The sequence below is a fragment of the Saccharopolyspora sp. ASAGF58 genome (assembly GCF_012277335.1).
Taxonomy (GTDB): domain Bacteria; phylum Actinomycetota; class Actinomycetes; order Mycobacteriales; family Pseudonocardiaceae; genus Saccharopolyspora; species Saccharopolyspora hattusasensis.
The window spans coordinates 4,996,181-5,014,767 of record NZ_CP040605.1 but is presented as its reverse complement, the minus strand read 5'-3'; the positions used below and the strand labels follow the sequence as shown (position 1 = coordinate 5,014,767).

Annotated in this window: 17 protein-coding genes and 2 pseudogenes; 5 read left to right on the top strand and 14 right to left on the bottom strand. The window is 67.1% G+C overall.

All coding sequences use genetic code 11. From position 1 onward, the window contains the following. The first annotated feature begins 2 nt into the window (after window positions 1-2). Entirely contained in the window at window positions 3-1,013 is a 1,011-nt protein-coding gene (locus tag FDZ84_RS23990; RefSeq protein WP_168587732.1) for a DUF5914 domain-containing protein, read from the top strand. Window positions 1,014-1,068: 55 nt separating this feature from the next. On the opposite strand, the gene FDZ84_RS39220 is transcribed toward FDZ84_RS23990, so the two are convergent. Both FDZ84_RS39220 and FDZ84_RS39215 read right to left on the bottom strand, forming a co-directional pair. Beyond that, entirely contained in the window at window positions 1,069-1,899 is an 831-nt protein-coding gene (locus FDZ84_RS39220) for a phosphotransferase family protein (protein WP_246868378.1), read from the bottom strand. After that, the gene (locus tag FDZ84_RS39215) at window positions 1,896-2,135 is read right to left on the bottom strand and encodes a phosphotransferase family protein (RefSeq protein WP_246868377.1); all 240 of its coding nucleotides are present in this window, start codon (window positions 2,133-2,135) and stop codon (window positions 1,896-1,898) included. Before FDZ84_RS39215 ends, FDZ84_RS39220 begins: the two co-directional genes overlap by 4 nt. Window positions 2,136-2,197: 62 nt before the next feature. Between FDZ84_RS39215 and FDZ84_RS23980 the strand changes: the two genes are divergently transcribed. Together FDZ84_RS23980 and FDZ84_RS23975 are read left to right on the top strand one after the other, a co-directional pair. Next, entirely contained in the window at window positions 2,198-2,434 is a 237-nt protein-coding gene (locus FDZ84_RS23980; protein WP_168587731.1) for a hypothetical protein, read from the top strand. Between the two features lie 81 nt (window positions 2,435-2,515). Further along, on the top strand, window positions 2,516-4,822 hold the full coding sequence (locus tag FDZ84_RS23975) for a LuxR C-terminal-related transcriptional regulator (RefSeq protein ID WP_168590306.1): 2,307 nt from the start codon (window positions 2,516-2,518) through the stop codon (window positions 4,820-4,822). 91 nt (window positions 4,823-4,913) lie between these two features. On the opposite strand, the gene FDZ84_RS23970 is transcribed toward FDZ84_RS23975, so the two are convergent. Then, the gene (locus FDZ84_RS23970) at window positions 4,914-5,105 is read right to left on the bottom strand and encodes a hypothetical protein (protein WP_210435076.1); all 192 of its coding nucleotides are present in this window, start codon (window positions 5,103-5,105) and stop codon (window positions 4,914-4,916) included. 345 nt (window positions 5,106-5,450) lie between these two features. Here FDZ84_RS23970 and FDZ84_RS23960 point away from each other — a divergent pair. Further along, window positions 5,451-6,391 (top strand): annotated as a pseudogene (locus FDZ84_RS23960) (IS66 family transposase); the annotation flags it as partial. A gap of 189 nt (window positions 6,392-6,580) precedes the next feature. Here FDZ84_RS23960 and FDZ84_RS23955 read toward each other — a convergent pair. The 10 genes and pseudogenes from FDZ84_RS23955 to FDZ84_RS23915 form a co-directional block, all read right to left on the bottom strand. Next, a complete protein-coding gene (locus tag FDZ84_RS23955) occupies window positions 6,581-6,841 on the bottom strand; it encodes a hypothetical protein (protein ID WP_210435075.1) in 261 nt (86 codons plus the stop codon). 417 nt (window positions 6,842-7,258) lie between these two features. After that, on the bottom strand, window positions 7,259-7,840 hold the full coding sequence (locus FDZ84_RS23950) for an aldehyde dehydrogenase family protein (protein ID WP_168587728.1): 582 nt from the start codon (window positions 7,838-7,840) through the stop codon (window positions 7,259-7,261). Next, on the bottom strand, window positions 7,837-8,499 hold the full coding sequence (locus FDZ84_RS23945) for an SRPBCC family protein (protein ID WP_168587727.1): 663 nt from the start codon (window positions 8,497-8,499) through the stop codon (window positions 7,837-7,839). Before FDZ84_RS23945 ends, FDZ84_RS23950 begins: the two co-directional genes overlap by 4 nt. Further along, on the bottom strand, window positions 8,496-10,865 hold the full coding sequence (locus FDZ84_RS23940) for a xanthine dehydrogenase family protein molybdopterin-binding subunit (protein WP_168587726.1): 2,370 nt from the start codon (window positions 10,863-10,865) through the stop codon (window positions 8,496-8,498). Before FDZ84_RS23940 ends, FDZ84_RS23945 begins: the two co-directional genes overlap by 4 nt. Next, window positions 10,862-11,128 carry a 2Fe-2S iron-sulfur cluster-binding protein gene (locus FDZ84_RS39210; protein ID WP_246869218.1) on the bottom strand — a complete coding sequence of 89 codons (267 nt, stop codon included), beginning with the start codon at window positions 11,126-11,128 and terminating at the stop codon, window positions 10,862-10,864. Before FDZ84_RS39210 ends, FDZ84_RS23940 begins: the two co-directional genes overlap by 4 nt. A 45-nt stretch (window positions 11,129-11,173) precedes the next feature. After that, window positions 11,174-11,338, bottom strand: a pseudogene (locus FDZ84_RS39205) ((2Fe-2S)-binding protein); the annotation flags it as partial. Window positions 11,339-11,360: 22 nt separating this feature from the next. After that, window positions 11,361-13,049 (bottom strand): thiamine pyrophosphate-binding protein, encoded by a 1,689-nt coding sequence (locus FDZ84_RS23930; RefSeq protein ID WP_168587724.1) that lies wholly within the window; start codon window positions 13,047-13,049, stop codon window positions 11,361-11,363. 19 nt (window positions 13,050-13,068) lie between these two features. Further along, window positions 13,069-13,950 (bottom strand): carbon-nitrogen hydrolase family protein, encoded by an 882-nt coding sequence (locus FDZ84_RS23925; protein WP_168587723.1) that lies wholly within the window; start codon window positions 13,948-13,950, stop codon window positions 13,069-13,071. Then, window positions 13,943-15,340, bottom strand: a complete 1,398-nt coding sequence (hydA, locus tag FDZ84_RS23920; RefSeq protein ID WP_168587722.1) for a dihydropyrimidinase — start codon at window positions 15,338-15,340, stop codon at window positions 13,943-13,945. The genes FDZ84_RS23925 and hydA overlap by 8 nt, the downstream gene beginning before the upstream one ends. Continuing rightward, window positions 15,337-16,362 (bottom strand): ABC transporter permease, encoded by a 1,026-nt coding sequence (locus FDZ84_RS23915; RefSeq protein ID WP_168587721.1) that lies wholly within the window; start codon window positions 16,360-16,362, stop codon window positions 15,337-15,339. The genes hydA and FDZ84_RS23915 overlap by 4 nt, the downstream gene beginning before the upstream one ends. 182 nt (window positions 16,363-16,544) lie before the next feature. Here FDZ84_RS23915 and FDZ84_RS23910 point away from each other — a divergent pair, with 182 nt between their 5' ends. Continuing rightward, window positions 16,545-17,396 (top strand): xanthine dehydrogenase family protein subunit M, encoded by an 852-nt coding sequence (locus tag FDZ84_RS23910; RefSeq protein WP_168587720.1) that lies wholly within the window; start codon window positions 16,545-16,547, stop codon window positions 17,394-17,396. A gap of 457 nt (window positions 17,397-17,853) precedes the next feature. Here the strand turns inward: FDZ84_RS23910 and FDZ84_RS23905 are convergent, their stop codons facing one another. After that, complete coding sequence (locus FDZ84_RS23905) at window positions 17,854-18,552, bottom strand: FadR/GntR family transcriptional regulator (RefSeq protein WP_256413556.1); 699 nt, start codon at window positions 18,550-18,552, stop codon at window positions 17,854-17,856. Between the last annotated feature and the right edge of the window lie 35 nt (window positions 18,553-18,587).

Sequence of the window (18,587 nt, the reverse complement as noted above, 5' to 3'; positions counted from 1 at the left end):
TGATGAGGACCGAGAACTGGCTGCGCCGATGCTGGCCGCGCACCTGGCCGCTGCAGGCGATTACCCGCACGCCGTGGGCGCGGCAGGAGCCGACGTACCGCGACGCCCGCCCGGAGCTGATCACCGCCGCGCTCAAGCGCGCGGAGGCACGGCCTTCCGGCAACTGGTTCGCCTTCGCCGGCAGCCGGGACATCCGCCTCGACCGGCCGCACGGCTTCAGCGTGGCCGGGGTCGAGCTGGTGGCGTGGCGGAACGAGACGGGCAAGCTCCTCGTCGGGCCCGGTGCCTGCCCGCACCTGGGCGCCCCCTTGGCCTTGGCGCGCGTGTCCGGCGGCGACCTGCTCTGCCGGTGGCACGGCCTGCGCCTCGCGGAGACGAGCGACTGCGGCTGGCGGGTCCTGCCCAGTCACGACGACGGCGTCCTGGCGTGGGTGCGGCTGGACCGGGTCGGCGGCGAGGAGCCCTCTGCCGCTCCCCTCCTGCCGGAACGCCCCGCGCTCGCCACGAGCGTCCACTCGGTCGCCAACCTCGTCGGGACGTGCGAGCCCGGTGACGTCATCGCGAATCGGCTCGATCCCTGGCACGGCGCCTGGTTCCACCCCTATTCGTTCACCCGCCTCCGCGTCCTGCACGCTCCTCGGGAGTCCGATGTGGATGAGACCGACGACCGTTTCGTCGTCGCGGTGACCTTTCTCGTGGCGCCGGGGCTGGGCGTACCCGTGTGCGCGGAGTTCACCTGCCCCGAGCCGCGGACCGTCGTCATGCGGATCATCGACGGGGAGGGCGTGGGCAGCGTCGTCGAAACCCACGCTACCCCACTGGGCTTCAGAGACGACGGGAGCCCGCGGACGGCGGTCGTCGAAGCCGTCATCGCACACTCGCAGCGACCTGGATTCGGCGTTGCCAGGGCGGCCGCGCCTGTCCTCCGGCCGTTCATGCGCCGTGCAGCCGCGCGACTGTGGCGGGATGATCTCGCCTACGCAGAGCGCCGCTACCAGCTGCGCTCGGAATAGACCGTGGCCGAGCCCACCGCACTAAATCGTCTCAGTTCCCCGGCCGCTTCACGATCTAGTGGTGCGCGGATATCTCGTGCTTCGCGCAGAAGACATTATTGTGCGGAGGCGCTCTTGTGCTGTTCCGGTCGTTCGGTTTTCGTCGCGGCCGCCTTGAACGGTGCGGCGCGTGCCGCGCGGTAGCGGGCGCCGAGGTGGGATTCGTAGCGATGCGGTCGACGATTGTCGAGATCGAGGCCGCGTGGCACCGCCTGTCCTGCGGCGAGGCGCCCGGGCCCCAGGGCGTGTGCAAGGTTGATCTGAGGGTTGCGGCGGGTTTCTGTCCAGGTGGGACGTGAGACGAGGGCGCGGTTTCCGGTGGGAGATCATCGGGTTGTCCAAGCCGTAACGGTCTATCCAGGAGCCGCGCTCTTGTGTTCTTGGCTTCCCTGATTCGGGTTGTGCTTGACCGGCCCACCGTCACAGTCGAGTCCTTGCGGGGTCGTGTGGACGGTCTCTGGCGGGCTCTGGAGGCGGTGGGCGGAGAATCTCCTGTATGGGTTGCCGTACGACCCTGGCGGTGCTGCGGCAGCGCACGGGTCCGAGAGGCGTCCATCTGCTTGCCCCATCGGCGTACGTGCCGGGCGAGGAAGCCGTCGGGCCGCCCGAACTCGGCCAGGCCGACGGTGGGGGACTGGACCTCGTGCAGCGCGGCCAGCACTTCCACGAGCTGCTCCGAGAGGGCGCGCACGCGCCCCGCTCCAAGGGGAGCCAGCTCCCTGGCCCATCGGTAGGGCGTGCCCTCCACTCTCTCCATCACGTAGAACGGCGCGCCGAGCACGGCGTCGTCCGGGCAGATGGCGTAGGTGATCGGGACGGGCACCGGCGTGCCGCGAAGCGCCGTCATGACGGTGTACTCCCGGCCACGTCGTGGGCCGTCGCCAGTACTTCGCCGAGTGGCGGGCGATGGATGACCCACGACGTGGTGCCGTCGGTCAGCTCGTAGGTCAGGTTCGACTTGCCGCCCGAGACGAGCCGGGCCGTGAGTTCCGCGTCGGCCGCGACACCAGGCACCTGCTCCCTGAACCACGGCGTCAGTGCGGTGAAGTCCAGTCCGGGCAGGCCCGGCGAGGTCGCGCTCATCGCCCGCTCCGGGCTGAGGCGCGGGCGGGCATCGTCGCATCGACGGCGCCTTCGGCGCCGTAGTGATCTCCGGAGAGGTCGGACTGAGGAAGGCGGACGCCTCGATCTACGACCTGGCCCTGCACGGTCTCGCCGTCGCCCCGGCGGCCACGACCTTCGTCGACGCGGACCCACGACGGGCGATGTCGCTGCAGGGCTGGGGCCGAGATCAGACCGGATGGACAGTGCGACGCATCCGCGGTCAGCCTTCTGGCCAGCACGAAGCCGCACGAGCGGACCGCGACGTGGTGGTAGCATGACTCAGAGTTATGAGGACTACCGACTCTCGTGCGGATCGTCTTCCGCATGAGGTGACGAGTTTCGTCGGGCGGCGCGCAGCGATGGCCGAGGTGAGGCGCGCGCTGTCGGAGTCGCGGCTGGTGACTTTGACCGGCGTCGGTGGCGTCGGCAAGTCACGGTTGGCGTTGCATCTGGGGCACCAGTTGCGGCGGGCGTTCCGGGACGGTGTCTGGCTGGTCGAGTTGGCCAGCCTGCAAGACCCTTCGCTGGTGCCGCAGGCGGTAGCCGCCGCGCTGGGGCTGCGCGATCAGTCGGCCCACGCATGTGAGGCCGGTTTGGTCGATTATTTGTCGGCCAAGCAGTTGCTGGTGGTGCTCGACAACTGTGAGCATGTGCTGTCCGCCTGTAGCACATTGATGAGCACGCTGCTGGCCGCTGCTCCGGCGTTTCGGGTGCTGGCGACCAGCCGAGAACCGCTGAACATCAGCGGCGAGTCCGTCTGGCAGGTCCAGCCGTTGTCACTGCCGGCGATGGACATGTCGACGCCACCGGGGCTGCTGTTGGAGAGGCCCTCTTGCCAGTTCGAGGCGCTGGCGTTGTTCGAGGATCGGGTGGCGTCAGCGGCGCCGGGATTCACCGTGAACGCCGAGAACAAGGAACTGGTGGCTCGGCTTTGCCATCGACTGGACGGCGTTCCGCTGGCCATCGAGCTAGCCGCTGTTCGGCTTCGGGTGCTGTCGCTCGAAGAGGTCCTGGGACGGTTGGATGACCGGTTCCGGTTGTTGACCGCCGGTCACCGCTCGTCGCTGCCCCGACAACAGTCCCTGCGCGCCGCGGTGGAGTGGAGTTTCGATCTGTGCACCGAGCAGGAGCGCGTCCTGTGGGCGCGCTGTTCGGTGTTCGCCGCGGACTTCGACCTGGATGCGGTCGAGCACGTCTGCGCTGGGGATGAGCTGAGCGAGCAGGACGTGCTGATTGCTTTGGCCGGGCTGGTGGACAAATCCGTTCTCACCCACAGCGAGAAGGGCGGTGTCGGGAGCTATCGGATGTTGGAGACGATCCGCCAGTACGGCCGAGAGCGGCTCGCCGAGGCCGGCGCGGAGGCGACGCTGCACCACCGGCATCGGGACTACTTCCTTGGCATGGCGGAACGGGCGGACTCGGAGTCCTGCGGGCCACGGCAGTCTTACTGGGGTGAGCAGTTGCGCGCCAAGCACCCCGATTTCTGGGCGGCGTTGAGCTACTGCCTGACGACTCCGGGCGAGGCTTGGACGGGGGTGCGTCTATGCACGGCGCTGTGGTTCTACTGGATTGGGGATGGCTTCGTCCAGGACGGCCGCTACTGGTTGGACCGGGCGCTGGCCCTGGACACCGAGCCGAGCCGTGAGCGCGCCCGCGCACTGTGGCTCAACGGGTGGATCGCGCACTTTCAAGGTGACTACTCGGGCAGCGTTGCGATGTATACCCAATGCCGTGAGCTGGCGGAGCGGCTTGGCGACGAGAACATGGCGACGCTCGCGATCCAGTTCCTCGGTGACTCGGAGATGTGGGAGAAGAATCTGCACGGTGGGACTGCGCTGCTGGACGAAGCGCTGGCCCGCCACCGCGCGGCGCAACAGTGGACCGCCCCAGCGTTGATCATATTCCCCTTGCGCGCTCAGGTCGCCGGTCTGCAGGGCGACACAGAACTCATGATGGCGCTGCTGGACGAATGCCGGGCCATTGTTGCTTCCCTCGGTGAGAGCTGGGCGCTGTCGTGGTGTGAGTGGAACGTCGGGGTGGGCTGGTGGGCGGCGGGCAACCCGAAAAACGCCGCCGTGCACCTGCGGGCGGCCCTGCGCCGGAAGACGCAGCTCAACGACCAGATGGGCATTCCGTGTTGCGTCGAGGTGCTGTCCTGGGTCGCTTCGGCGGACAAGGACTGGAAACAGGCGGCCATGCTCTGCGGGGCCGTGGACGTGATGTGGGAACGGATTGGCCGGCCGCTGTTCGGCTCCCCGACGCTGTTGGAATGGAAGCAGCAGGTTGCGGACCGGGTTCGGGACGCGCTCGGCGATCAGGCGTTCCAGGCCGCACAGCAGGAGGGAGCGCGGCTGACCCAGCGAGCGGTCATCGCCTGCGCGCTCGGTGAGAAGAAGCAGCCGGACACCGCCACGGCAGCGCGGCACCGCGCGGATCACGTGCTGACCAGGCGGGAACGGCAGGTCGCCGCCCTGGTCACCCAAGGCATGTCCAACAAGGAGATCGCGGTCGAGCTGGTGATCGCCCAGCGCACCGTCGACTCGCACGTCGAGCACATCCTCGCCAAGCTGGGCTTCCACTCGCGTGCCCAGATCGCTACCTGGATCATCGAAGCGCGTGGGGAAACGTCCGGGGAAAGAGCACGAACCCTTCGGAACAGCGATTGAACCTGGCGTCCTTCCCGCGGTCAATCTTGTGTCGTCGGCAGGTCGAGGAAGGCGCGCAGCGTCGCGGGTGGCGCGGGATCACGGCGCCATCTCATGCCCGGGCACCAGGCGGAAACCGGACGCCCGGAAACGCGGCGTCGACGAAGAACGAGTCGCTGTGGCAAACCCCGCAGGCGTCGACGGCAATCCGCGCGTGCCCGGGACCCGGACGCGGTATCTCGCGCTCGACTATCTCAAACGGCCCGCCGGCGGTGGCAACCTGCGCGACGCGATAGGTGCTCATCTGGATCTTTCCCGGATACTGCCACGGACGTTTCCCAGGGCCACCAGCAGAACAGCTGCTTACCCATCGTGCACGACGACCAGAGCGGATAAGTCGCTGCGGTGGCTGCGCGCATGTCAGCAAACCGACCGCCACCGATGTGCCCCGCGAGATCACACCCGAGACCACCACGGACGGCACGGACGGCACGGACGGCACGGACGGCACGGACGGCGAGTGTCGAGGCGAGCCCGGTGTGGCTTGTAAACCGGGTGAGGGCACGCAATCCGCCGTTGCCGGTGGGTCGGTGAGGGCGCCGATCGGGGTGTGGCGCTGGTGTTACGTCAGGGTTCTCCGGTGCGGATCGGGCCGTATGTCACCGCGTTGGCCGCTTTGCTGACGTGTGGGCATCATCTGCCGGTCACCCGCGCCACCGCGCTGCTGGAAGCGATGGCCGGGATCGGGATGTCGACCGGGTTCACCGCCGGGGTCCGCGGGCACGCCGCCGCCCTTCTGGAGACCGTGTTCCTGCCCCGTATGCGGGCCTTGTTACGCACCTCCCCGGTGTTGCACGCCGATGAGACCACCGGTCGTGCCGCCGGGGCGCTGTCGTATATGCATGTCGCGTGCACCTGACCCTGATGCACGTCGGTGGACGTAGCTCCGATGACATCGACGCCGGTGGGGTACTACCCGAGTTCACCGGCATCCTCATGCGCGATGGCTACTCCGGTTACGCGCACCTGCCCGCGATCCATGCCTGGTGCGCGGCCCACTTGCTCAGAGACTTACGGGCGCTGTCCGACGCCGACCCCGACAGTCAACTATGGGCGCTGGCCATGGCCGACACACTGCTCGAGGCCAACCAAGCCGCGCACCACGCCCGCGCCGCCGGCCCCGCCGGCCAACTCGAATCCGCTGTCCTGAAACGGATCCGCAACCACTACCGCGGCGCGATCGCCAAAGGCAGCACCGACAACACCGGCCAGCGCGGAGCCCTCGCCACCGAAGCCCGTACCCTCCTGCGGCGATTCACCCGCTACGAGGACATGATCCTCCGCTTCGCGACAGATCTTTCCGTGCCGTTCACGAACAACGTCGCGGAGCGATCGGTTCGGCCCGTCAAAGTGCAACAACGCACCTCAGGCGGCGCCTGGCGCACTCTGCGAGGACTCACCGACTTCGCCGTCGTGCACTCCTGCCTCGACACCGCCACCAAATGGGGTCACGACAAACTCACCGTCCTGCAACAACTCTTCACCACCGGCGCCTGGCTCCCACCAGCCCTCACCCCAGCCCTCGAGTAGCGCAGCTCGCTGATAACCCTCAACCACCACATCCAGCATGATCAACTGCACCTGAATAGGTACCGCCGGAGGCGCCGTCACGCAGGTCGGACGCGGGCCGAGCAGTTGAAAGTAACGCGACACCGTCGGGGACGCGGCACAAACGCTCCATCAAGGGTTCGATCCCCCCGGCGTCGACCAGCCAGTCGTTCACGAACGTCCCGCTGCCCGCACCGCTGCGACCACACCAGCGACGATCAGGGCCAGCAAGAGGACTACGAGCAGTACCGGGCCCAGAAGCAGTGCGAGGGCAACGACGAGGACAAGGATGAGCTTGGTCTTGAAGCTCAAGACTGCCGCTTTGATGGCTCCCCACAGTGGGTTCTTTCCCTTGAGTGCCGCGGAAATTCCTTCCAACGCAGCCTTGATGCCCGGCGAGGCGTTTGCGATGGCGTCGGCGAGTTTGTTCATCCAGTGATGGAACTTGTGCGACGCGCTCGCAGAAATCCCGGCAATCAGGGCATGAAGAACTCGCCAACCCGTTCGTTTCAGCCAATATACGGCAGCTTTGAGCAGCGGTTTCGACGGGACATGGTTACTTCCGGAACCGCTACCAGTCGTTTCCGTCGGCTTGCGGTTACCCTGACTGGTCTTGGTTCCGAGACCGTCATGCGGCGCCAGATCAATGCACTACCCAAGCCTGACTCCATCAAACCATCCCGACTCCGCAGTTGGGGAACACATGCCACACTCATGGCTTGTGAGTCCCTCACAGGCACCGGTTAGGCGCCCGACATCCCGACGATGAGTTCTCCCCGAGGCCCTCTGCGGGTGGCATCCAACGTGTGATCCCCAAGCTGGCGCAACACTTCTTGGTTGGGCCCACGATCACTGGGAAGCGCGCAGTGCTTTGGTCAACGGGCCGGGTCCGGTCGTCCGTTTCAGTGGGTGCGGGCGCTGTGGGCGGCGCCCAGGCGCAGCAGCAGGTCGGAGTCGAGGTGCTCGAGTTCGACGACCGCCAGCACCGGCGCGAAGACCCACAACGACGCACTCGGCGCCTTTAGACTGTGCGTCGACCCGCGTGCTCGCGTTGATCGTGCAGCTGCCCTTGAGCAGGTGCGGTGCCCCGCAGGCGAATTCGACGACCTCCTGGCCCCGGGCGACCTCACCCATCGCATCGCTGAGGACCTTGCCATGTTCGCGCGTAATGATCTCCGCGAGCTGTCCCTTGCGCTCGTTGAGCAGCTCGCGGAAGGCGAACAGGACCGAGGTCCGCCTCGCGAGCGACGTGTCTCGCCAAGCCGGGAAGGCCGCCGCAGCCGATGCGACCGCGTCGTCAACGTCGGCGCCATCGGCGAGGCGCAGCTGACCGGTGGAGGTTCCACTCGCCGGGTTCAGGATCGGCATCCCCCTCGTGCCATGACCTTCGAACAGCGCTCCGTCGATCCAGTGCATCGCGGTCAGGCTCATCCATCGATCCTTTCGCGGGTACGGGCGGCGAACCGCTCGACGTTGAACAGCAACTTGCTGCAGGTCTTGAGCAGCCAGCTCACGACCACCCCCTTGAGGAGGGCGCCGACAGCAAGTTCGGTACTGCCAGGTGATGAGGAGGGCACAGCAGCAACGGACCTCGCCGCCGGTGCCTGCGCGTCGACCCCGGTGGATGGTCCCTGTTCAGAGCACAGGACTCGGCTCTCGATCTTCCGGGCTGCCTGGCCGACCAGCTGGTTGCTGACCTGTTGGAGCACTCCACGGCCCATCGTGGCGACTCGGCCGACGATCGCGAGGTCGGTGCGGATGGTGACGCGCGACTGCCGCTCGACTTCGACCACCGACATCTCCATCGTGGCCGCTACCGTGCCGGCTGCTCCTTGTTCTTCGCCTTCGGCACGGATTGTGGCGACCCGCTTGTCTCTGTCAACGGCTGTGATGTAGCCGCTTCCCCGGTAGCGCACCGTCACGGGACCGACCTTGACCTTGAGGCTCCCCTCGAACGTCGACTCGTCGACGACCTCGTCGATGGTGACGCCGGGGACGCAGGTGACGACGCTCGGCGCATCGAGCAGGAAGTCGAAGACGGTATCCGGTGGCGCGGCGATGTCGAACTCGTGCATGAGCTCCACGGTCACGATTCCTTCTGTTGAGTGGTCGTTGTCGCGATGAGGTGCCGCATCCGTTCCGGGGTCATCGGCATTCGGGTCACGGACACCCCGAGGGGTTCGAGTGCGTCTTCGATCGCTTCGGCGATCGCAGCTGCGACCGGGATGATTCCCGCCTCTCCCGTGCCCTTGATACCCAGCGGGTTCCACGGCGACGGAGTCTGCATCTCGTCCAGGACGAGGGGCGGCAGGTCGTCGATGGTGGGCAGCCGGAAGTTGAGGAAGCTGGTCGTGGTGGGCTGGCCGGCGGCGTCGAAGGCGAGGAGCTCCAGGAGCGCGCCACCGATGCCTTGGACGAGCCCGCCCAGGATCTGGCCGTCGACGACGAGCGGGTTGAGCACCCGGCCACAGTCGTGGACGACGACGTAGTTGAGCAGGGTCGTCTTGCCAGTGGCGATGTCGACTTCCACCTCGGCGACGTGGGCGCCGAAGCCGAACACCCACTGCCGGTTGCAGAAGTATTCAGTAGCTGCCAGGGCGATCGGCGGCGCGCTGCCACCGGTCCACGGCGTTGATGTCGCAGGTACGGCCGGGTACCGGATCGGGTTGACTCCAGTGGCGAGGTCTGCCAGAGAGATGCGCGCGCCGGTCCCTGTGACCTGGACGAATCCGTCGTCGATGGACAGGTCTTCGGCGGAGCACTCAAAGAACTCTGCTGCGGTGGCGAGGATCTGCCGGCGCAGGTTCGTGGCCGCCGCGGCCACGGCGTTGCCGGCCATCACGGCGGCGCGACTGCCGAAAGTTCCGTGGCCCACTGCGCCAGCGCCGCCTGATGTCGCCCGAACGACAACGCTGGCGGGATCGCAGCTGAGGACGTCCGAGGCCAACTGGGCGAACGTGGTCGCGTGTCCCTGTCCCTGGGAGGGTACGGACACGTCGACGACGATCCGGCCGTTCGGGTTGAGCGCGGCGGTGCAGCCTTCGTACGGGCCGACGCCGGTACCCTCGACATAGGTTGCCGACCCGATTCCGGTGAATCGTCCCTCGCTTCGGTGCTGCTTCTGCCGGGCGCGGAAAGCGGTCAGGTCGGCGTGGCTCATCGCGAGCTGGAAGCCTTCGGCGTACCGGCCGCTGTCGTAGATCGCGCGACTCCCGTCGTGCAGGTCGAGGCCGGTATCGTAGGGGAACGCGTCATCCGGGATGAAATTGCGGCGACGGACTTCGCTGGGCTCGAGGCCCAGTGACTTCGCCATGGCGCTGATGAGCCGCTCCATCACGAACACGCCCTGTGGGCGGCCGGCGCCGCGGTACGGGCTGACGGGCGGCTTGTTGGTGTAGACGACCTGACCGGTGAACTCATAGTTCGGAACGTGGTACTGGCCGGGCAGGTGCGTTCCGGTGACGGCTGGCACCGCGATCCCGTAGGGGATGTAGGCGCCGGTGTCATGGACGAACGCGGTTCGTACCGCCAGTAGCTTGCCGTCGTCGTCATAGCCCACCGTGGCCCGGTGAACCTGACCGCGTTCCTGATTGGCGCTGATGAAGTGCTCGTACCTGTCCTCGGTCCAGGCCACGGTTGCCTCGAGGCGCATGGCCGCGAGCGGGACGAGCACCTCCTCGGGGTAGAACAGCATGATCTTGGTGCCGAAGCCGCCGCCGACGTCCGGTGCGACAACCTCCAGTTGGTCGAGCGGGAGGTCGAGGATCCGGCTAAGCCCTTGCCGGATGGCCACGTGTGACTGGGTCGAGTCGGACACGTGCAGGCGGCGGGTACGCCGGTCCCACTTGGCGTGCACCCCCCGGCCTTCCATGGGCATGCCGCCGCTGCGCTCGATCTCCAGGTCGACGGTGAGCTTGTGCGGCGCGGAGGCCAGCGCGGTGTCAACGTCGCCTCGAGACTGGTGGACCACGGCCGCAACGTTGTCAGCGATGTCGTCGTGAACCATTCCACGGTCGGCGTCTGTGAACTCGACCACGGCGGGGAGTGGCTCGTAGTGGATCTCTACGAGTTCGGCCGCATCCTCGGCCCGATACCGGCTCTCGGCGATGACCATGACGATTGCCTCGCCGACGTACCGCACTCGGTCCACAGCCAGGGGCAGTTGCGTCCGCGGCGCGATGAGGTCCGGGTGTGGGCCGAGCAATGGCAACGGGCCGTTGAGCTCACCGAGATCGTGCCCGGTCCACACGGCGTGGACGCCGCTGAGCCGCCTGGCCTGCTCGACGTCGATCGAGGTGATTCGGGCGTTGGCGTGCACCGATCGGACGAAGTAGGCGTGCAGGGTCCCGGGCATGGTCAGGTCGTCGACGTAGGTTCCTAGACCGCGCAGCAGGCGTTCATCCTCGACCCGCTCCATCGGCTTGCCGGTCCCTTTACCTGCGGTTGTTCCCGTCATGGCGTGTTCTCCGCATCGGACTCGGCGAAGATCTCTTCGACGACGCGCTTGATACCCCGGTATCCGGTACACCGGCAGATGTGTCCCCGCACGCTGTCCAGTGCGTCCGCCCGGCATGGGGCAGGACGGTTCTGTTCGGCGGTCAGCGACATGAGGATCCCCGGCGTGCAGAACCCGCACTGGAGAGCGTGGTGCTTCCGGAACGCCACCTGGATGTCGTTCAGGTCCTGCCCGGGCGGTACCAAGTCCTCGACGGTTCGCACTGACCGGCCTGACATCTGCACCGCGAGAGTGAGACACGAACGAACTGCCTCACCGTCGACGAGGACAGTGCACGCGCCGCAAACGCCGTGCTCGCAGCCGACATGAGTACCCGTGAGCCCAAGCTCATGCCGAAGGTAGTCCGAGAGGAGGGTTCGCGGCTCCACGTTCGACTCGCGTGTGAGTCCGTTGACCTCGACGGTGATTCTCATTCCGCTGCCCACCCTTTCCCACTCACGCGCCCGGCATCGGCATGCGCGCAGCGTACGAGGTCACGGGTGCGATCGCCTCGGGGTCGATCCGTGCATCGATCAGCGTCGGAGCGCGGCTCGCGTCCGCCTCCCTCAGCGCGTGCGCAAGCTCGGCGGGCGTCCGCACGGTGACGCCGCGGGCACCGAGGGCGGATGCCGCATCGGAGTAACTCACGTCACCGAAGTCGTTGATCTCGGGGATGATGTTGCCCTCGACATACTTCTGCAGGTGGTACTCGAAGGCCAGGGTGCCGTTGTTCATGACCACGATCGTGGCCGGGATGCCCACGCGAGCGGCCGTCTCTAGCTCGGTGAGGTTGTAGCCGGCGCCTCCGTCTCCGGTGATGCACACGACCCGCCGATCCGGTGCGGCGAGTTGCGCGCCGAGGGCGCCCGGGATGGCCCAGCCGAGCGAGCCGGCGGCACGGAGGAAGGTCGCGCCCGTCGTCCGCTGCGGGTAGAGCACGCCTGCCCATGCGGCCATGTAGCCGGTGTCCGCGACGACGACGTCCGTGCCGTCCAGCGCGGCCGCGATCGTCGAGACGACCTCGCGGGGGTGCATGTGCTCGGTGCTGGTGTTGGTGGTGTTCAGGGAGCACGCTCGCCACGTGGCGACGGCGTCGGCACACTGGGCCACCCATGCGTGGTCGCGAAGGGCCGTGGCGCGTTCTGCGTGGGCGGCGAGCGCCTCGACCAGGGCGGCGACGGTGGCCTTCACATCGCCGAGCACGTTGAGATCGGCCGCCGGGTCGAGGGAGCCGGTGGCGGTATCGACGCGGATCAGACGGACGTCCTCGAACAGGGTGAAGGAGTCGCTGGTCACCGATCCGGTGCGGCTGCCCAGAACCAGCACCTGGTCTGCCTCCTGAGCGATCCGGTTGGAGATCGGTGCCGCATACCGGCCGACGACGCCGGCGCTGAGCCGGTGACTGTCGGCGATGGTGCCCTTACCGCCGATCGAGGTCACAACCGGGGCCTGGAGGAGATCGGCCAGCTCGGCGATCTCGTGGCTGACTCCAGAGACGCGTGCGCCGGACCCGGCAAGGATCACCAGGCGGCGGGAGGAGGCCAGCGCGTCAACCATTGAGTTGATCACGTCCGCGGACGGAAGCGGCCGATACATCGGGGCGGTCAGCCGGGTCGTCGGCGCCGCGGTGGCGGCCTCCGGCCCAGTCGTCTCACCAATCACGTCCCGGGGCACGTCGAGGTGCGTCGGGCCGGGCGCGCAGACCGCCTCGTGCATCGCGCGCAGGAGCATGCGCCGGACATGGTCGCCCTGGCGGGCCTCGCCTGCCCAGTGGGTCACGGGCTGGTGGAGCGCGAGCTGGTCGAGCAGCTGGTACTCGTGACGGTCGCGGGTGGCGGCTGGCACGGAGCTCGTGAGGGAAACGACGGGACTCATGGCCCAGTACGCGTCGGCCAAGGCTGCGGCGACGTTCGCGGATCCGGGGCCGTGCTGGCCGTAGACGAAGGTCGGCCGACCGGTGATGCGCGCGTAGCCGTCGGCCATGTATACGGCGCCCTGCTCGCTACGGCAGGGGATCATCCGGATCCCGCGTTGCTGAAACGCGGTCCACAAGGCGGGGTCGCCACCGGTGAGCATGAAAAAGGTGTCAATCCCCTGGTCCGCGAGGATCTGACCGATAATGTCGGCGACTCGGGTGTTGGTCATGTTCGCTGTGCCTCCTCGTTCAGCTCGTCGGGCGGTACGTGTAGAGGTCCGGTCGTTGTGCGCCGCGCATGCCCATGGCGCGGGCCGTGGTTGCGACCGCGGTCCCCGCGAAGGTCCCGGTCGCCGTGCTCGCCGATCCAGTGCCGGCGATCTGGATGATGCGTCCGTCAGGCCCGATGACCATGGACTGGCCGAGGTAGCTGACGTCGCTCATGCCGAGGGCTTCACGTCCGTGCCGGTTGGCGACTGCCACGAGGACACTCTGCTGGAGCGCCATGGCTTGCATCTCGGCTGCGAATATCGGTTTCGTCCCCTCGGGCGATGCGGTGGGGACGGCGACGATATCGACCGAGTTCGCCGTGAGCGTCGCCCACGCGCCGGGGAAATGCCGGTCGTAGCAGATGAGCACGCCGATGCGGGCGAAGTCGAGGTCCCAGGTCAGCAGCTCGGGCCCGGCGTGGAAATGGTCGTCCTCGACGAACGTCGACCCGTAGCCACGCACGTTGCACAGGTGTGTCTTGTCGTAGACGGCGCGGAAGTTGCCGGTGGTGATGCCTTTGCCTTCGACCAGGCCGCCTTGCCGGTCGAGCACGACCGCCGCGTTGCGGAGGCGCCGACCATCGGTGAAGCACACCCCAACGACCATGTTGCTTGCCAAGCGCCTGGCCAGGACCTGGTAAGGGTCGAGGACCTGCTCCAGCGGTAACGCCTGCCGCCCCGGCACGTACCGTGGGTCGACGCCGGCCAGGGGAAAGTACGGCGTGTTCGCCATCTCGGGGAAGACGAGCAGGTCGTGCCGCCTGAGGGTGCGCCCGAGGTCGAGAACGGCCGACGGTTCGATGCCACCCGCGGGGGTTTGAACGACGCCCACGGTGGTGTCGTTGGCGAGCGTCTCAGACATCGTAGTTGTTGGTGTCCCGGCGGATGTACTTGCCGCGTCCCGGGCTGTGCAGGGCGTTGCCGCGCTCGGCGACCAGGTCGCCGCGTGAGAAGACCAGTCGCGGCCAGCCGTGGCACTCATACCCCTCGTACGGATCGTAGTCGGCATTGGAGTGCATCTCGCCGACGGTGAGCCGGCGGACGTCCGCGGGGTCGATCACCGCGATGTCGGCGTCTGCACCCGGCGCGATCACCCCCTTTGCGGGATGCATGCCAAAAAGCTTGGCCGGGTTGGTGGAGGTGAGCGCCACGAATTGGCAGGCGTCGAGTTTGCCCTTTTGCACTCCCTCGGAGAACAGCATCGGTACGCTGGTCTGAAGGTTCGAGACGCCGGCGGGGATCCGCCAGAACGGCGCTTCGGCAAGTTTCTGCTCGGCCTTCCAAGGAGCGTGGTCGGTCGCATAGGTCTGGATCTCGCCAGCCTGGAGACCCTCCCACAGCGCCTCGGAATCGGTGTTGGATCGGATGGGCGGGAGGCAGACGTACTTGTTGCCCTCCTTGTTCGGCAGTTCGTAGACGCTCTGCTCCAGGAACAGGTACACCGGACGCGTCTCGACAAAGATCTGGTCGAACTTCTTGCGGGCATCGCGGACGGCCTCGAGTGCTCCTGCGGTGCTCAGGTGCACGAAGTACACGGGCGCTTCGAGGAGCGCCGCGTACTCTGCAATCTTGCGAGTGGCGATCGCCTCCGCCTGAGGCGGCCTCGCCTGGGGCAGGAACTCGACTCCGAGGTCACCGCGCTGTTCGAACGTGCGGGTGAGGAAGTCGATGAGTGCGCCGTCCTCGGCGTGGACGTTGACGATCATGCCGGCGTCGCGGGCCGCCCGGAGTACCTCGAGGATGCCGGCGTCGGGCAGCTGAAACCCGGAGACTGCACCGAACACCTTGACGCTGGTCACACCGGCCTTGACGACCTGGGGGAACTCGGCGACGGCCTTCTCGGCGTTGTCCGTGACGACGACGTGGAGGCCGTAGTCGATGTTCGCGGTCGTCTTCGCCAGCTCGAGGTCGCGCTCGATAGCGGTCATCAGCGTTTCGCCTTCCTCCTGGAAGGCGTAGTTGACGATGGTGGTGATGCCACCCGCGGCTGCGGCACGGGTGCCGGAGTCGTAGTCGTCGGCGTTGTGCGAGCCGACGTAGCCCACCCAGTGGTGGAAGTGAGTGTGGACGTCGATGGCGCCCGGAACCACGAGACAACCCGTGGCGTCGACTTCGTCGGCACCAGAGCCGTCGACGATGCCGACCTGGACGACCTTGCCCCCGCGGACGGCGACATCGCCGACGGCCATCTCGTCGGCGTTGACGACAGTGCCGCCGCGAATGACGAGGTCGTGCTGCTGGTGCGTGGTCATGCTGGCTTGCCTCCGATGGTCAGTTTCGACAGCCGCTCGAGCAGGGCGGCGATGAGGATGAGTGAGCCGATGGCGACCTGTTGCCAGAACGCGGTGATGTCCATGAGGACCAGGCCGTTCTGGATGGTCGCGATGAGCAGCGCTCCGACGACGGAGCCACCGATGCTGCCGATTCCTCCGTTGAGGGAGGTGCCGCCGATGACGACTGCCGCAATGGCTGCCATCAGGTCCTGGGTACCGACGGTGCCCGAGCCGGAGTCGAGTCGCGCAGCGATGATGAGGCCGGCCAGACCGGCGAGCGCGCCACTGAGGACCAGCACTCGGACCTTGACACTGGAGATGCTGACGCCGGAAAGGCGTGCTGCCTCGCGGTTGCCGCCGACGGCGTAGACGTCGAGGCCGAAGGTGGTCTTGCGGAGCGTGACCGCCAGGCCGAGCGCCACGACGCCGGCGATGACAACCGGGACCGGAATGCTGAGGACCTTTCCAGTGCCGAGGTAGCCGAACTGGCTACCGAGGCCGAACACCGAGGTGCCGTTGGTCAACAGGTTGGCCGCACCACTGGCAACGCTCAGCATGGCGAGTGATGCGACGAATGAGGGAACCGAGAACCTCGTGGCGACGATGCCGTTCACGAGTCCGGTCGCAGCGCCGACGGCGATGCCGCCGACGATGGCCAGCGGCCACGGAATGCCGTAGGCCACGATCATGACCGCAGCCGCCGAACCCGTCAGCGCTTCGACCGAGCCGACCGAGAGGTCGATCTCGCCTGCGATCAGAGCAACGGTCAGACCACAGGCCAGGATCGTCAGCGTCGACGCCGCGAGCAGGACGTTGAGGACGTTCCCGACGGTGGCGAAGTCTGGCGCGATGGCCGACAAGACGCAGCAGACCGCGATCAACGCCATGGAGGTTCCGGCAATCGGCGACGCGACGACGCGTAACCAGACGGGGCGGCGCTTCTGAGCGGGTGCCGAGGTCGATTCGACTGACTGCGTCGGTGGCAGTTGGGTAGCGCTCACCAGCTCCTCCTTACTGGGGTGTGCACGTCCGGGTGGGGCCTGCATAGGACCACGGCAAGGTTCCCTTCGTCAAGAAATTGGCCTTACCGATTCTTGGCTTTGTGATCAAATTACGGCCAGATTCGCAAAGAATGGGCCCAAAATCGTGACACTGGTCAGTCCAACGAGTACCGTCATGGGGCATGAAACCGTCGCCGTTCCTGTATCGCGCACCGACCACCCTCAAGCTGGCGCTCGATGATCTTGCGGAGTGCGCAGAAGAAGGCGGCAAGGTGCTCGCGGGGGGTCAGAGCCTCATCCCGATGTTGAATTACCGCCTCGTTCGTCCGCCGGTGTTGGTGGACATCGGCAACGTCGCAGAGCTGTCCGAGCGGACTGTCAACGACCAGAGTTTCAGCCTGGGGGCAACGACCACGACTGGCTGGATCGCACGCTCACCCGCGGTGCGCGACGCCTGGCCGTTGCTGTCCGCAGCAGCGAGCTGGGTGGGCCACGTCCAGATCCGTTCGCGGGGCACGATCGGCGGCAGCGTGGTGCACGCAGACCCGTCCGCGGAAATAGCGGCGGCGATGGTCCTGGCGGACGCCCGGATCACGCTGAGGTCCGTTCGCGGTGGCCGTGTCGAGAATGCCGGCGACTTCTTCATCGGCTATCTAAGTACGGCCATCGAGGAGGACGAGATCCTCACCCGGCTGGACTTCGAGGTTCCTAACGCCGGCGGCCGATGGGGCTTTGAGGAGTTCGCGCCCCGACACGGCGACTTCGCAGAGGCAGGGGCGGCGTTGACTCTGCCGGCCGAGGGCGCTCAGGAACGCGGGCGCGCAGTTGCTTTCGGCGTGGCGGATCGGCCGTTCCGGCTGCCCAGCCTCGAGACGCTCCTCACCGCGTCCACCGAACGGGTGGCGCGAGGGGTGTTCGATGAGGCGGTTGGCAACGACTTCGACGCGATCGGCACCGTCACCTCCGAGAAGAGGGCAATGGGCGGCCACATGGTGGCGCGTGCGTTAGGCGCTGCCGGGGTCGTCGTCGACTGATGCCGGTCGACAGCGAAGAATACGCCCCGCGCCGACGGCAGGCTGCGACCACATCAGCGGTGTAGAACTTCGAATCCGCCCACACGATCCGCATCCCGGCACATCCGGCTTGGTCGGCGGCGGCCAAGGACTCGGCGACGAACCGGGCTTCGCCACGCACATCGGCCGCTTTGCCCTCGCTCAGCCACACCGCGGCGATGACCAACTCACCAAGCCGGGCCCGTTCCGCCAGCCGCACCACCGGCACCAGCCCGGCATCCGCGACCAGATTCGGATCATCAAACACCGCGCCCAGCCGCGCCGGACTATGAGAAGATGCCCTCTCACTAGGACGGATGGATCAGTAAGATCAATCGTCCCAGCTCAAGAGGGCATCTCGCCTTCTCACCACCGAACCGTTACCCAAAACCACCGGTGGATCGAACCCAAATGCGGCCGGATCAACCTGATCGGCTCTTCAGTGCGCTTCGCCGGCCGAGGCCGGGCGCTCGGTGCCGGAACTACGGACCTGATCTTCGACCCGGGCGAGGTGGAGAAGCATCGCCGCCTTGGCGCGTTCCGGATCGCCCTCGCGGATTGCCTTCCCAATGGCGCGGTGCTCGATCTGCGACTGCTCGCGATTGACCGTGTTCGCCGCGGTCACCTCGAGGACCGTGAACTCTAGGTCGCGAATGCCTCTGATGATGCTGAGGAGCAGTGGGTTCCCGGTCTGCCGGACGATCCATTCATGGAAGGCCAGGTCGTTCTCCGGGAACGTGTCCTCATCGGGCTCGTCGAGGGCCTTGAGCAGCTCGTCCATCTCGACCAGACTGTCTTCCTTGACCGTGCTGGCTGCCTCCGCGGCCGCCGCTGGCTCGAGGAACCGCCTGACCTGGAAGAGGTCGAGGTACGACCCGTGCACCAGCCGGAACGCGTAGGTCAGCGGAGCGAGCAGGAGCTCCGGGGTCAGATCCGTGACGTAGGTTCCAGCGCCGCGACGGGACTCGACGATGTTCACGGCTTCGAGGCTCCGCAGGGCTTCACGCACCAGCGGGCGGGAGACCCCGAGACGGATCGCGAGCTCCCGTTCGGCGGGGAGGGCGGCTCCGGGAAGCAGTTCGCCCGCCACGATCATCGACACGACATGATCACGAACATCGTGTAGTGGGCCTGCCATAGGCCGGAGCATACCGAGGCGTGGACGCGGTGATG

Bases quoted from the DNA above. Each gene is read 5' to 3' on its own strand.
- FDZ84_RS23990 (WP_168587732.1), top strand. From the start codon at position 3: ATGAGGACCGAGAACTGGCTGCGCCGATGCTGGCCGCGCACCTGGCCG.
- FDZ84_RS39220 (WP_246868378.1), bottom strand. From the start codon at position 1,899: ATGACGGCGCTTCGCGGCACGCCGGTGCCCGTCCCGATCACCTACGCC.
- FDZ84_RS39215 (WP_246868377.1), bottom strand. From the start codon at position 2,135: ATGAGCGCGACCTCGCCGGGCCTGCCCGGACTGGACTTCACCGCACTG.
- FDZ84_RS23975 (WP_168590306.1), top strand. From the start codon at position 2,516: ATGGCCGAGGTGAGGCGCGCGCTGTCGGAGTCGCGGCTGGTGACTTTG.
- FDZ84_RS23970 (WP_210435076.1), bottom strand. From the start codon at position 5,105: ATGAGCACCTATCGCGTCGCGCAGGTTGCCACCGCCGGCGGGCCGTTT.
- FDZ84_RS23955 (WP_210435075.1), bottom strand. From the start codon at position 6,841: ATGAACAAACTCGCCGACGCCATCGCAAACGCCTCGCCGGGCATCAAG.
- FDZ84_RS23950 (WP_168587728.1), bottom strand. From the start codon at position 7,840: ATGAGCCTGACCGCGATGCACTGGATCGACGGAGCGCTGTTCGAAGGT.
- FDZ84_RS23940 (WP_168587726.1), bottom strand. From the start codon at position 10,865: ATGACGGGAACAACCGCAGGTAAAGGGACCGGCAAGCCGATGGAGCGG.
- FDZ84_RS23930 (WP_168587724.1), bottom strand. From the start codon at position 13,049: ATGACCAACACCCGAGTCGCCGACATTATCGGTCAGATCCTCGCGGAC.
- FDZ84_RS23925 (WP_168587723.1), bottom strand. From the start codon at position 13,950: ATGTCTGAGACGCTCGCCAACGACACCACCGTGGGCGTCGTTCAAACC.
- hydA (WP_168587722.1), bottom strand. From the start codon at position 15,340: ATGACCACGCACCAGCAGCACGACCTCGTCATTCGCGGCGGCACTGTC.
- FDZ84_RS23910 (WP_168587720.1), top strand. From the start codon at position 16,545: ATGAAACCGTCGCCGTTCCTGTATCGCGCACCGACCACCCTCAAGCTG.
- FDZ84_RS23905 (WP_256413556.1), bottom strand. From the start codon at position 18,552: ATGGCAGGCCCACTACACGATGTTCGTGATCATGTCGTGTCGATGATC.